Source organism: Flavobacterium qiangtangense, from assembly GCF_042658345.1.
GTDB classification, from domain to species: domain Bacteria; phylum Bacteroidota; class Bacteroidia; order Flavobacteriales; family Flavobacteriaceae; genus Flavobacterium; species Flavobacterium qiangtangense.
The window spans coordinates 1-15,168 of record NZ_JBHSQB010000010.1 but is presented as its reverse complement, the minus strand read 5'-3'; the positions used below and the strand labels follow the sequence as shown (position 1 = coordinate 15,168).

At 36.3% G+C, this 15,168-nt stretch carries 8 protein-coding genes and 1 pseudogene; 4 read left to right on the top strand and 5 right to left on the bottom strand.

Annotated features, from left to right (window positions below; genetic code table 11):
- Positions 1-303 precede the first annotated feature (303 nt).
- From gyrB to secDF, 3 genes are all read left to right on the top strand, one after another.
- The gene (gene gyrB, locus ACFPVY_RS13895) at positions 304-2,244 is read left to right on the top strand and encodes a DNA topoisomerase (ATP-hydrolyzing) subunit B (protein ID WP_379792718.1); all 1,941 of its coding nucleotides are present in this window, start codon (positions 304-306) and stop codon (positions 2,242-2,244) included.
- A gap of 113 nt (positions 2,245-2,357) precedes the next feature.
- Positions 2,358-3,293: a malate dehydrogenase gene (gene mdh / locus ACFPVY_RS13890; RefSeq protein WP_379792717.1), complete on the top strand. Its 936-nt coding sequence runs from the start codon at positions 2,358-2,360 to the stop codon at positions 3,291-3,293.
- Positions 3,294-3,511: 218 nt separating this feature from the next.
- Positions 3,512-6,532, top strand: a complete 3,021-nt coding sequence (secDF, locus tag ACFPVY_RS13885) for a protein translocase subunit SecDF (RefSeq protein ID WP_379792716.1) — start codon at positions 3,512-3,514, stop codon at positions 6,530-6,532.
- Between the two features lie 359 nt (positions 6,533-6,891).
- On the opposite strand, the gene lgt is transcribed toward secDF, so the two are convergent.
- From lgt to folE, 5 genes are all read right to left on the bottom strand, one after another.
- Complete coding sequence (lgt, locus tag ACFPVY_RS13880) at positions 6,892-7,836, bottom strand: prolipoprotein diacylglyceryl transferase (RefSeq protein ID WP_379792715.1); 945 nt, start codon at positions 7,834-7,836, stop codon at positions 6,892-6,894.
- Between the two features lie 65 nt (positions 7,837-7,901).
- On the bottom strand, positions 7,902-8,153 hold the full coding sequence (gene yidD, locus ACFPVY_RS13875) for a membrane protein insertion efficiency factor YidD (RefSeq protein WP_379792714.1): 252 nt from the start codon (positions 8,151-8,153) through the stop codon (positions 7,902-7,904).
- Between the two features lie 55 nt (positions 8,154-8,208).
- Entirely contained in the window at positions 8,209-9,678 is a 1,470-nt protein-coding gene (gene cysS / locus ACFPVY_RS13870) for a cysteine--tRNA ligase (RefSeq protein WP_379792713.1), read from the bottom strand.
- Positions 9,679-9,778: 100 nt separating this feature from the next.
- Positions 9,779-10,144 carry a four helix bundle protein gene (locus ACFPVY_RS13865; protein ID WP_379792712.1) on the bottom strand — a complete coding sequence of 122 codons (366 nt, stop codon included), beginning with the start codon at positions 10,142-10,144 and terminating at the stop codon, positions 9,779-9,781.
- 124 nt (positions 10,145-10,268) lie between these two features.
- The gene (gene folE, locus ACFPVY_RS13860) at positions 10,269-10,940 is read right to left on the bottom strand and encodes a GTP cyclohydrolase I FolE (protein ID WP_379792711.1); all 672 of its coding nucleotides are present in this window, start codon (positions 10,938-10,940) and stop codon (positions 10,269-10,271) included.
- A gap of 156 nt (positions 10,941-11,096) precedes the next feature.
- Between folE and ACFPVY_RS13855 the strand changes: the two are divergent.
- A pseudogene (locus ACFPVY_RS13855) lies at positions 11,097-15,168 on the top strand (hypothetical protein); the annotation flags it as partial.

Below are 15,168 nucleotides of genomic sequence, written 5' to 3'. Positions count from 1 at the left end.
CTTTAAAAAATTAAAGATAATGCCAACCAGCGGGAAAATCGATTTCAAGAATGCGGAATGATTCGCTTCTGAAAATAGCAATAAACTTTTTTTTAAATGCCGCTTTCTCGATGTTTCGGGGAAAGATATTCATCGCAATGACCAGTATGGAAATCGTGTAATTTATAACTCATAATTCATAACTTATAACTAACAAAATGTTGATAACTTAAGTGCTAAAGATGGCTTTTTAAGAGGAAAATCGCTCCCGTTTTTATATATTTGTTCGTTAAACATAAAATTACCTTTTTTAGACAAATTTATATGAGCGAAGAAATCAAGAAGAACAATTATTCAGCCGATAGTATTCAAGCATTAGAAGGGATGGAGCACGTGAGAATGCGTCCGTCGATGTATATTGGAGATGTGGGTGTGAGAGGTTTGCACCACTTAGTTTATGAAGTTGTCGATAACTCTATCGATGAGGCGATGGGTGGCCATTGCGACACTATTTCAGTTGCCATTAATGAAGATAATTCAATCACTGTTGAAGATAACGGACGTGGTATTCCAGTTGATTTACATAAAAAAGAAGGCGTTTCTGCACTTGAGGTTGTAATGACCAAAATTGGTGCCGGAGGTAAATTCGATAAAGATTCATACAAAGTTTCAGGAGGTCTTCACGGGGTGGGAGTTTCTGTGGTAAACGCATTGTCAAACCACATGAAATCTACGGTTTTTCGTGATGGAAAAATCTATGAGCAAGAGTATGAAAAAGGAAAAGCGATGTATCCGGTTAAGCAAGTTGGCGAGACTGAAAAACGTGGTACAAGACAGACTTTTTATCCAGATGACACTATTTTTACGCAGACTACAGAGTTCTCATACGATACTTTGTCAGCGCGTATGCGTGAGCTTTCTTATTTGAACAAAGGAATCACGATTACTTTTACAGATAAAAGAGAAAAAGACGATAAGGGCGAATTTGTAAGCGAAGTTTTTCATTCGACAGAAGGTTTGAAAGAATACATTCGTTTCCTTGATGGTAACCGCGAGCCGATTATTTCGCACGTTATCAGCATGGAAAGTGAAAAAGGAGAAATTCCTGTTGAGGTTGCTTTGATTTACAATACAAGTTATTCTGAAAATATTTTTTCTTACGTAAATAATATTAATACCCACGAAGGTGGAACGCACTTGCAAGGTTTTAGAACTGGTCTGACTCGTTCTTTGAAGAAATATGCAGATGCTTCTGGAATGCTTGAAAAATTGAAATTCGAGATTACAGGAGATGATTTCCGTGAAGGTTTAACGGCTATTATTTCTGTAAAAGTGGCAGAACCGCAATTCGAAGGCCAGACAAAAACAAAACTTGGAAACAGAGAAGTTGTTTCTCCGGTAAGTCAAGCTGTTGGTGACATGGTGGAAGCTTATTTGGAAGAAAACCCGAATGATGCTAGAATTATCGTTCAAAAAGTAATCTTGGCGGCTCAAGCGCGTCACGCTGCGAAAAAAGCGCGTGAAATGGTGCAAAGAAAAACCGTTATGGGCGGTGGCGGATTGCCAGGAAAATTATCTGACTGCTCTGAGCAAGACCCTGCAAAATGTGAAGTGTTCCTTGTTGAGGGAGATTCTGCGGGTGGAACTGCAAAACAAGGTCGTGATAGAATGTTTCAAGCGATTTTGCCTTTGCGTGGTAAGATTTTGAACGTAGAAAAAGCGATGCACCACAAGGTTTTTGAGAACGAGGAGATTAGAAATATCTTCACGGCTCTTGGTGTAACAATTGGAACTGCGGAAGATTCAAAAGCCCTGAACTTAGAAAAATTAAGATACCATAAAGTGGTGATTATGTGTGATGCCGATGTCGATGGTTCTCATATTTCTACCTTAATATTAACCTTCTTCTTCAGATTTATGAAAGAGTTGATTGAAAACGGTCACGTTTATATCGCAACTCCGCCATTATATTTGGTAAAAAAAGGAAACAAAAAAGAATATGCTTGGACAGATGCACAGCGTGATGAAATCAGTTCTGGTTTTGGAACAGGTTTCAACATTCAGCGTTATAAAGGTCTTGGAGAAATGAACGCGGAGCAATTGTGGGAAACTACTTTAAATCCAGGTTTCAGGACTTTGCGTCAAGTTACAATCGATAGTCTTGCAGAAGCGGATAGAGTTTTCTCAATGCTGATGGGTGATGAGGTACCGCCTCGTCGTGAATTCATTGAGAAGAACGCAGTTTACGCTAAGATTGATGCATAAAGGTTTATTGATTAATCGTTTAATTGTTGATTTGATGCAACAGTTAAACGATTATTCATTTAACGATTAACCGAACTCAACCAAAAAACAAACAAACGATTAAACAAATAAATATGAAAGTTACAGTAGTGGGTGCCGGTAACGTGGGCGCGAGTTGTGCAGACGTTATTTCATACAGAGGAATTGCAAGCGAAGTGGTTTTATTAGATATCAAAGAAGGTTTTGCTGAAGGTAAAGCTATGGATTTGATGCAATGTGCTACAAACACAGGTTTTAATACACAAATTACAGGTGTTACCAATGATTATTCTAAAACTGCAAACAGCGACGTTGTGGTGATTACTTCTGGAATTCCTAGAAAACCGGGGATGACAAGAGAAGAATTAATCGGAATCAATGCTGGAATTGTGAAATCAGTTGCAGAAAATATCTTGAAATTTTCTCCAGAAGCGATTATCGTGGTTGTTTCAAATCCAATGGATACGATGACTTATTTGACTTTAAAAGCGACTGGGCTTCCAAAAAACAGAATTATCGGAATGGGTGGCGCTTTGGATAGTTCCCGTTTTAGATATTATTTGTCAAAAGCATTGGATAAACCATCAAATGACGTTTCTGCAATGGTAATCGGAGGTCATGGAGACACGACAATGATTCCGTTGACAAGATTGGCTTCTTATAACGGTATTCCGGTATCTGAATTTCTTTCTAAGGAAGAATTAGAAAAAGTGGCTGCTGATACAATGGTTGGTGGTGCAACTTTAACTGGATTATTAGGAACTTCAGCTTGGTATGCGCCGGGAGCTTCTGTGGCTTATTTGGTGGATAGCATCTTGAACGACCAAAAAAAAATGATTGCTTGTTCGGTATTTTTAGAAGGGGAATATGGGCAGAACGATATTTGTTTAGGTGTTCCTTGTATCATCGGAAAAAATGGAATTGAAGAAATTCTTACAATCAATTTAGATGAAAATGAAAAAGCATTGCTTTCAAAAAGTGCAGATGCAGTTAGAAATATGAATGCCGATTTAAAGTCGGTTTTGGCATAATTTTTAACTTATAAATTAAAAGACTGCTTCGTGCAGTCTTTTTTTTATGATATAATTAGCAAAATAATTGGTTAATCTTTTGGTTAATTATATATTTGCTCGTTTTAAAAAAAGGGGATAACTCAAGTTGTAGTATCTGATTAAGGTAACTACTTGATTTAGCTCGTTTTATTTATTTAAAACACCATAATAAGAAATTTAATTAATTTTTAGTAATAATGCAGAATAGAGGACTCGTTAAATTTTTTGCAATTTTATTTGCATTGGTAAGTATTTACCAACTTTCTTTCACGTTCGTAGCCGATGGCGTTAAGAGTGATGCAAAAGCTTTTGCTAACGGAGATGAACAGAAAGAATTAGACTACCTAACTTCAAAAGAAAAAGAGATTGTTTACAATCTTGGATTTACAAAGTTTACTTACAAAGAAGTTGCAGACAAACAGATCAATAAAGGTCTGGATCTTGAAGGTGGTATCAACGTAATTTTACAAATCTCTGTAAAAGACGTTTTGAAAACATTGTCAAATGATTCAAAAAATCCAATTTTCAACAAAGCATTAGCAGAAGCTGATGATATGAGAGCTGGAAATCAAGATCCGATTGATGCATTTTTTGCTGCGTTTGATCAAGAGTCAAAAGGTACTGTAAAACTTGCTGAAATTTTTGCACACAGAAACCTTGAAGAGGTGACGTTTAACATGACAGATGCTCAAGTTAAAACGATCGTTAAAAGAAAAGTAAGCGAATCTGTTGATAGTGCTTTTAGAGTATTGACAGAGCGTATTGATAAATTTGGTGTAGTTCAACCAAACATCCAAAAATTAGGTGAATCAGGAAGAATCTTAGTGGAGCTTCCAGGTGCTAAAGATGTGGATCGTATCAAAAAATTATTACAAAGTACTGCTCAGTTAGAGTTTTGGGAAACTTACAAATCTTCTGAGATGGGTAATTTCTTAATGCAAGCAAACGAAGTTTTGAAAAAAACAGAAGTTGCTGTAAAGCCTGCTGAAACTGCAAAAGCAGTAAATGATACACTTGGAAAATTGTTAACTGACGCATCTGCAGATTCAACTGCAACTGCTGCTGGAAACAGTCCGTTAATTGACAAAATGGTTGCTTATGGTCGTGGTCCAATCCTTGGATATTTTTCATCAAAAGATACTGCAACTGTTGCGGGATATTTCAGAAAACCTGAAGTAAAATCTTTACTTGGTGGTGAACAACGTTACGCAAAATTTGTTTGGAGCAAGCCAACTACAATTAATGTTTTAGAAAAACAAATTGTTGATCCTGCAAAAACTCCAAATTCTAAAAAAGTTGAAGTTCTTGAATTATACGCTTTAAAAGGAAACAGACAAAACCAACCAGCAATGAGTGGCGGCGTTGTAACTGATGCAAGTGATAAATTTGACCAAATGGGTAAACCATCTGTTGAGATGGTAATGAACAGTAGAGGTGCAAAAGACTGGGAAGCATTAACAGGAAAAGCGTACGCTGAGCAAAGCTCAATTGCAATTGTTCTTGATAATGTAGTTTACTCAGCTCCTGGAGTTACAAGCGGTGCAATCACTGGTGGTATTTCTCAAATTACAGGAAACTTTGATATCTCTGAAACAAAAGATTTAGCGAACATCTTAAGAGCTGGTAAATTGCCTGCTTCTGCTGACATCGTTCAGTTTGATGCTGTTGGTCCATCGTTGGGTCAAGAAGCTATTGATAATGGTATTAATTCAGCTTTAGTTGGATTGTTATTGGTATCTCTTTGGATGATCGTTTATTATGGTAAATCAGGTTGGTATGCAAATATCGCTCTGATTGTTAACTTACTTTTCCTGTTTGGTATTCTTGCAAGTATTGGAGCGATCTTAACATTGCCTGGTATTGCTGGTATCGTTTTAACAATGGGTACTGCGGTCGATGCCAATATCATTATTTATGAAAGAGCAAAAGAAGAATTACGATTAGGAAAAACGCTTGAAGAAGCTGTAAAAGTTTCATTCAGCTGGAGAGGTGCAATGTCATCTATTACGGATGCGAACGTAACGCACGTTTTGACTGGAGCCGTTCTTTTCATTTTTGGTACAGGACCAATTAAAGGTTTTGCAACAACTTTGTTGATCGGTATTTTTACCTCATTGTTTACTTCAATCTTCATCACTAGAATTTTACTAGAGTGGAGTATTGCAAGAAAAAACAACTTGACGTTTGTTACTTCAATGTCTAAAAACTGGTTCACAAACTTCCACTACGATTTCTTAGGTAAAAAGAAAATTACATATATTTTCTCTAGCTGTGTAGTAATCATCAGTATTGCTTCATTGTTTATCAATGGTCTTGATGAAGGTGTCGATTTCGTTGGAGGAAGAACGTACCAAGTACGTTTTGAAAAACCAGTTGAAGCTTCGCAAGTTGCTGACGAGCTTTCTGACGCTGCTGCTTTTGGAAGCGGGGTGCAAGCAAAGGTTCTTGGAGACAAAGAGCAGTTGAAAATTGTTACAAAATATAAAATTGAAGATCCAAGTTCTGAAGCGGACGTTGAAGCGAATAAAATTCTTTTCAATAGTTTGAAAAAATACTACAGCGGTGATTTGACTTACGAAAAATTTGTAAATGCTTATGATGGAAAAACTATCGGAGTTGTTTCTACTTCAAAAGTTGGTCCTGCAGTTGCAAAAGACATCAAGACAAACTCAATCTGGGCAGTTCTTGGAGCAATGGCAGTTGTATTCCTTTATTTGATGGTAAGTTTCAGAAAATGGCAATATAGTTTAGGTGCAATCGCGGCGGTAGCGCATGATGTTATCTTCGTTTTGGGTATCTACTCATTATGTTACAAATTCATGCCTTTCCACATGGAAATGGATCAACACTTCATCGCGGCAATCTTAACGGTTATCGGTTACTCTATGAATGATACTGTAATTGTATTTGATAGAATCCGTGAGTATCTTGCCGGTAAAACTAAAGGAAGTTTCAATGAAATTGTAAACAGATCGATTAATACAACAATGTCAAGAACAATCAATACTTCTTTGACAATGGTAATGGTATTATTGATCATGTTTATCTTCGGCGGAGAATCAATCAGAGGATTTATCTTCGCAATGTTGATCGGTATCGTTGTTGGTACTTACTCTTCATTGTTCATCGCAACTCCGGTTCTTGTGGATTCTATCTCAGATGCTGAGCACAAAAGAATTGAAGACTTGCACAACAATGCAAAAGAAGAAACAGTTTAATATTTTATTATTCTATATAAAAAAGACCCAAGTGATTGGGTCTTTTTTTTGTTTACACTAAGTTGGATTATCTAATTCGCTTGTGAATCTTTCTCTTTGGAATCAACGATTATTGCTTATTCTTTTTTTAAATTTTCAGTAGATTTTCTACTTGTTTAGACTTAATCACGTAAGAAGAGGATCAATTGCATTTATGCGTAAATTAATCCTTTAAAAGAGCTCCTTTTGGCTTGATATAAAGAGATTCCGTAATCATTTAAATGACAAGCTGTATTGTTTTGGCAACTCTTATTAATTAGAGCAATAAGCATAAAAAAAGAGAGCATGACGCTCTCTTTCTAATAAGTGGAAAATATATCTTAAAGTGAATTCACTTTCTTTTTAGCATTGAACATTAAAAACAATCCGATGATTATGAAAGGAATACTTAGCCATTGTCCGGTTGAAAGGTGAATTCCTAAGTAATCGCCGAGTTCTTTTTCAATGCCGCCTTGCGATTCTTTTACATATTCGACTATAAATCGTACTGTCCAAAGCAATACTAAAAATACTCCTAGTAGGTATCCAGATTTTTCTCTTGCTTCAGTTTTCCAATACAAATAAAATACAACAGCAAATACAATTACGTATCCGATTGCTTCATACAATTGTGCTGGATGTTTCGCTGGAACTTGCTGTAAAATTGCTTCATATTGTGGATTTGTAGCAATTTCATTATAAGCAACATTTATATTATTTGCCTTTGTTTCAGCCAGTGCGACGTTTGGCTTGATGCTATCTCTCAAAAATTTGATTCCAAAAGCAGAATTTGTTTCATGACCTACAATTTCCGAATTAAAAAAGTTTCCTAATCTCACGAAAATAGCACCGCTCGCCACCGGAATTACGATTCGATCTAAAATCCAAAGCAAAGGTCTGTGAATCACTTTTTTGCTGTAAAAATACATCATAATGATGATTGCAATGGCAGCGCCGTGGCTCGCTAATCCAGAAAATCCGGTGAATTCAAATTCTGGTTTCGTTCTGATTGGTAGAAAAACAGCCCAAAAATCTTCTCTAAACAATTCAGATTGATAAAAAATAACATGACCCAATCTCGCTCCAATTAACGTGGCGAAAAAAGTATAGATAAATAAGGTATCTAATTTTTCAATTGTTTCATTTTCGCGTTCGAAGATTTTTTTCATCAAATACCATCCTAAAACAAAGGCAACAACGAACATTAGGCTGTAAAAACGAATTACAAAAAAACCTAAATCAATACCTTCTGATGGATTCCAAACAATGTTTAGAGCTGTAGTCATATTTTTTATTTCTTAATTATGCGTAAAAATAAAGATTTGAATTTAATCGTATTCAAAAAAACGAGTTAATGTTTGTGTTTGCACCCTTTTTCTGGAACTGGATCATAACCTTTTCCGCCCCAAGGATTACAACTCAAGATGCGTTTTGCTCCTAAAAATCCTCCCTTAAATAAACCGTGTTTTTGCAAAGCTTCCAATGTGTATTGAGAACAAGTGGGTTCATATCGGCAAGCCGAAGGTAGAAAAGGGGAAATGCCAACTTGGTAAAACCGAATCAGCAATACAAAAGGCGATATAAGGATTTTTTTTAAATTCAAGGCAAAAATTGCTTTAAACAAAAATGATGAAACTGATTAGCTTCATCATTTTGTCTTAATTTATAGAAAACGTGGTTCCGTCTTTTCCATCTTTTAAATTGATTCCAAGGGTGGTTAATTGGTCACGAATTTTATCCGAAAGAGCAAAATCTTTATTGGCTCTCGCTTCGTTTCGCATCCCGATTAACATATTGACAACGCTGTCTAATTTTTCAGTATTTCCAACGGATTTTTCGCTTGTCAAACCTAAAACATCAAACAAGAAAGACTCCATTGTTTTGGTCAGTAAAGCCAAATCTTCCGTGGTAATCGTTTCTTTATTTTCTTTCAATAAATTGATATAACGAACGGCTTCAAAAAGCTGTGCAATCAAAATCGGTGTATTAAAATCGTCGTTCATTGCATCATAGCACAATGAAATCCAAGCGTGAAGGTCAATCGAAGAACTGCTCGAAGGCGTAATTTCTGAAATCGTATCATAAGCTTCCATCAAACGTACAAAACCTTTTTCTGCAGCAGCGATTGCATCATCGGTAAAATCTAAATTACTTCTGTAGTGCGCCTGAAGCATAAAAAATCGAGCAACAGACGGCGAATACGCTTTGCTTAAAAACGGACTTCCGCCAGTATAAATTTCTCTCGGAAGAATATTGTTTCCGGTAGATTTTGCCATTTTCTTTCCGTTCAATGTAAGCATGTTAGCGTGCATCCAATAATTTACCGGAGATTCGCCAGTGCAAGCTTCGTTTTGTGCAATTTCGCATTCGTGATGCGGAAATTTCAAATCCATTCCGCCACCGTGAATGTCAAAATGATTGCCAAGATATTTGGTGCTCATCGCAGTACATTCTAAGTGCCAACCCGGAAAACCATCGCTCCACGGGGAAGGCCAACGCATGATATGTTCTGGCTCCGCACGTTTCCATAAAGCAAAATCCTGCGGATTTCTCTTGTCAGATTGTCCGTCCAATTCACGAGTATTGGCAATCATATCTTCGATATTTCGACCGCTTAATTTTCCGTAATTATGTGTTTCGTTGAACTTTCTTACGTCAAAATAAATAGAACCGTTAGATTCATATCCAATTCCGTTTTCAACAATTTTCTTTATTATTTCAATCTGCTCAATAATATGCCCAGTTGCGGTCGGTTCAATACTTGGCGGTAAAAAATTAAATTCCTTTAAGATTTCGTGAAAATCAACAGTATAACGTTGCACTATTTCCATGGGTTCCAATTTTTCGACACGCGCTTTCTTGGCAATTTTATCCTCGCCTTCATCTTCATCATCTACCACATGGCCCACATCGGTAATATTTCGAACATAACGAACTTTGTAGCCAATGTGTTGCAAATACCTGAAAACCACGTCAAAAGACATAAAAGTTCTCACATTTCCAAGATGCACATTGCTGTAAACCGTTGGCCCGCAAACATACATTCCCACATTTCCTTCGTGCAAAGGCTTGAAAATTTCTTTTTCTCCCGAAAGGGAATTGTATATTTTTAGAGATTGATTTTTCATAAATTGTTTAATCGTTGGACTGTTTATTCGTTGATTTGTAAATTGTTTATCCGATTTATTCAAAATAAAATAATTAACCGAATTTACGATTCAACTAAAATTAGCCTTTTTCTAAGTAATATTTTTTTAAGCTATTAATTTGGTTGAAAATTTTTTCAAGCTTTTCTCTGCATAAATTGTATTCTTCATCCGAAATATATTTTAAATCATTGCAAATTATCAAGTGATTTAAAGTTTCCATAGCAGAAGAATAGGAAATTGTTAAAAAATGCGCTTTGTCTTTGTTTGTATTTCGAGCTGTTCCTTCGGCAATATTAGTAGCTATTGAAGCAGTGCTTCTTTTAATTTGAGAAGAAATACCATATATTTCGCAATTCGGAAAAGTATTCGCTAATTTATAAATGTCAGCAAGGAGCGATCTTGAATTTTGCCAGACTTCTAATTTTTCAAAAGAAAATACATACATAGGTACTCGGCTTTTAATTGTTTATTTTAGAAAATCGTTACTTGGTTCTATCTTAATTCAATAACGAGTACTGATGACACAGTTTTTCAAATTAACGAATAAACAAATTTACGATTTAACCAATTTAAAACTTCGTATCAAATTTAATATAATCCAGGAATTCACGACGAGTAGCTTCCTCTTTAAATTTACCTCCAAATTCAGAAGTAACGGTACTGCTCTCGATATCTTTAATTCCTCTTGAATTTACGCAAAGATGTTTTGCATCAATAACGCAAGCCACATCCTCAGTATTCAAAACTTTCTGCAATTCTTGAACAATCTGCATGGTCAAACGTTCCTGAACTTGCGGGCGTTTTGCAAAATATTCTACAATTCTATTCATTTTTGAAAGACCAACCACAGTTCCGTTTGAAATATAAGCTACGTGAGCTCTACCAATAATAGGAAGTAAGTGATGTTCGCAAGTAGAGTATAAGGTGATGTTTTTCTCCACCAACATTTCTCCATACTTGTAATTGTTTTCAAAAGTAGAAGCTTTTGGCTTTTTCTCTGGATTTAAACCTCCAAATAATTCTTTAACAAACATCTTAGCCACGCGATTTGGCGTGCCTTTCATGCTGTCGTCTGTCAAGTCCATTCCCAAAGTAAGGAGGATGCTCTCAACATCTTTTTTTATCAATTCAATTTTTTGGTCATCACTAATATCAAAAGCATCACTTCTAACAGGGTTTTGTGCATTTGTCGCGATATGATTATCTCCAATTTCGTCTAGAAATTCCTCGTTATTTATCATCGAAAATTATATGTAATTATAATAAGTATTTTAAGACAGCAAAGATAATTAATTAAAAGCAAACATTTTCTATAGCTGTTAAAATTAAAAAAATCGAAATTTTAAGATAATTGTTTCTTAAATTTATGTAAATTTCGCTCCTAAAATTATACCTAAATGAGATCTAAAATTTTACTCTTATTATTAAACTTGCTATTTTTAAGTACGTTAAGTGCCCAAAATGTAGCAGTTAAGAATAATTCTAAAAAGCCTGTAGGTTCTGCAGGAAGGGGTATATTGGCAGTACTTTCTGCTGATTACTCTGCCGTAAATAGCTCTTGTCCGTCTGCAAATAACGGATCAGTGATTGTTTATGGAGAGGGAGGCATAACACCTTATGTTTCTTACTCAATAGCAGGTTCTGCAACTCAAACCAACACGACAGGAGTTTTTACTTCTTTGGCGCCAGGGACTTATGATGTTTCGGTGACAGATAGCAATGGTGATGTGGCGACCAGAACAGGAATTGTAATTTCAGAAATTCCAAATATTGCGATTTCTCCTGTAACAGGAAATGTTTGTTTAGGCTCAAGTACTCTTTTGACTGCTTCTGGAGCTTCAACTTACAACTGGTCTTCGGTTCCAGTTGATCCGTCGTTAAATACGAGTAATGTTGGAGCAGTTCAATCTGTTAGTCCAACACAACAAACTGTTTATACGGCAACTTCAACGGTTCCCGCGACAAATTTAGTTTTTAATGGAGATTTTTCTTTAGGTAATTTAGGCTTCATTTCGAATTATACATATGCAAATCCAACGAGTGGCTCTTTGGCGACCGGAGACTATGGTGTTGTTACAAATCCAAATACATGGTTTACAGGTTTTACCAACTGCGTTGATCATACAACAGGAACTGGTTCACAATTAGTAGTTAACGGAAGTTTGACAAGTGCTACAAATAACACAATTTGGGAACAACATATTGCCGTTGGTGCGGCGCAAAATTATACTTTTAGCTATTGGTTACAATCAGTTAGCGCAGCATCACCATCCGTTGTAAGTGTATTTATAAATGGAGTTTTACAAGGTGTTGCAAGCCCAACAGCCACAGCATGTGGTTGGACACAATACACATACACATGGAATTCAGTGGCTAACACGCTTGCAAATATTCAAATTATTGAAAATGGAGGAGGCGACTTTGCAATCGATGATATTTCTTTTATAGGAAATTCATCTTGTTCATTGACTGCTTCGTCAACCATTTCGGTTAATCCTGCTCCAACAGCTACAATTTCTGGAACGGCAAAAATGTGTGTTGACGCAGGAAATAGCCCAGTCGTAACATTTGTTGGTGCAAATGGTACACCACCATACACGTTTTCTTATAATATTAATGGCGGAGCTACACAAACAGTAGCAAGTTTACCTGGAAGTAGCAGTGTTACCGTACCAGTAAATACTACAGCGCCTGGAACATTTGTATATAATTTAGTTAATATATCTGATAGTTCAAACCCAAATTGTAGTCAAGCTGCAACCGGAAGTGCGACAATTACAGTAATCGCTCGTGCAACAGCAGCCTTTACAGGAAACGCGAGTATCTGTCCAAATACAACTTCAATCTTATCTTTTACAGGAACGCCTGGAGCAACTGTGATCTTCAAGTCTAGTGATGGTTCATTTTTTACCGTTGTTATTGGAGCTAATGGAACAGCAACTTTTACACCGCCAACAGTAGCAGTAACCACAGTTTATACGTTAGTTTTAGTCAATAGTAATCCAGCGGGTTGTTCAAGCGAGATTTCTGGAACAGTTACTTTTACAGTAAATAGAACAGGATGTGCTTCGGTTTTAGCTGGGGATGTTAACTTATCTGATGTTGCCGCAATTTGTAATGTTGGTGACACAAGAGACTTAAGCGCATCTTATCAAGAAATTGGAGCTACAACTCAATATACGGTAGCTTCAATCCCATATTGTCCTCCGTTTCCATTTACAGGTGGTATTCAAATGCCAATTACATCTGACGATGATTATACAGCAAGTTTTGATTTGCCATTTGATTTTTGTTTTTATGGACAATCTTATGACTTTGTAAGGGTGGGAGATAATGGAGTGATTACTTTTGGATTGCCTTATACAACTGTGTATGGTGCGAATTGCCCTTATATTTTGAATGGAACTGTTCCAAATACCGGGTTTAATATAAGGAACGCTATTTACGGTATTTTTACAGATATGGAAACGACAAACAATCCTGGTCCGAATACTGTTATAAACTATCAGGTTTTAGGGTCTTATCCTTGTCGAGCATTTGTGGTATCTTTTAACGAAGTACCTGCTTATGGAGGTGCATGTACTGACCCACAATACAGAACCACCAGCCAAATAGTTATGTATGAAATTTCAAATATCATTGACGTTTACGTGCAAAAACGAACTCCTTGTATGGGATGGGAAAGTGGTCGTGGACTTATTGGTATTCAAAATGCAGCAGGAACGCTAGCATCGGTTCCTCCAGGAAGAAATACTGGCGCGTGGACTGCAACTAATGAAGCTTGGAGATTTACTCCAAGCGGAACATCAATTGTGAATTTTTCATGGTTAGATGAAAATGGTGCAGTAATCAGTAACAATACAAATATAACGGTTGCGCCTACGCAAACCACTACCTATACAGCTCAAGCAGTTTACCAAACTTGTGCTAATACTTCAGTCGTAACAACAAAAGCTGTAACAATCGAAGTATTCGAAGATCGTTCACTTGAACCAGAAAACTTGTTAAATTGTAACAATGCTCCATTTGACTTAACTCAAAACACTGCTACTGTTTTAGCAGGTCTTCCAGATGCAAGTGAGTTTTATATCAGTTATTACTCAAATGCAATTGATGCACAAAATCAAGTTTCACCTATAACGACTCCGCAAGCATATAATATTGTTGGTCAGACTCAAACAATATATATGACGATTATTGATCCAAATAGTTGTGTGAGAGTTAAACCTTTTACTATTACTAGCGTAATCCCAGTTCCTGATAGTCCAGATGATGTATCGGAATGTGGTAGTTATGTATTACCTGCGTTAAATTCTGGAAATTATTTCTCTGGTCCAAATGGTACCGGAACACCTTATTTTGCAAATGATGTTATTGACGAAAGTATCTTAATGTATATTTTTGTTCAAGCGCCTAATTCAAATTGTTCCGCAGAAAATAGCTTTCAAATTACAATTTCTGATCCTCCGGCAACTGTAACTCCTTCAGATTTCCATGTTTGTGATGACAACTTCGATGGTTTTGCAGAATTTATTCTTTCTGAAAAAAATGATGAAATCACAGGAGGCAATGCAACTTATGCAGTTACTTATTATTTGACTCAGGCAGACGCAGAAAATTCTGATAATGAAATTACTTCGGTTCCTTTTCAAAATACCGTTGCAAATACTCAAATTATATATGTTAGAGTTCAAAATGCTTCAGATGATCCAAATACTGATTGTTACACTTTAGGAACGCTTACTCTTGTTGTAGATCCAAAACCAGAAATTCTTTCTGATATTCCTGATTATGTGTTATGCGATGAAAATACTCCGGGAGATCAAACCGAAATATTTGATTTAACTACGAAATATGATGAAATAGTTGCTGATCAGACAGGTTTAGATATAAGTTTTTATACTACAGAAGCACTTGCAATTGCAGGTGATTCACCAATTGCTCCAGCTAACGCTTACTCAGCTGGTCCACAAGAAACAATTTGGATTAGAGTAACTGATACTGCAACAGAATGTTTTTCTGTAAGTTCATTTAATTTGGTAGTTAACCCTTTACCTACGATCGCTCCGGTAGAAACTTATTTTGTTTGTAGTATTCCATCAGATCAAAACGTAGGAGAATTCGATCTTTCAACTCAAAGTGATGATATTTCCGGAAACGCTACAAACGTTACAGTTACTTATTATTATACAGCAGCGGAAGCTATTGCTGCTGATCCGCTTACTGCGTTACCATTATTATATACAAGTGACGGAAATAATCCTCAAACAATTTATGTAAACGTTAAGGATAATACCACCAATTGTTTCTCTCTTACAACGTTACAATTAGGTGTTGTTAGTTCTCCCGATGCAGTCACGCCTACCGCGCTGGAAGTCTGCGACGACAACAATGACGGCTTTGCGGCTTTCAACCTTTCGCTTAAAACGGGGGAAATAACAGGAGGCGACACGACACTTGTTGTTACCT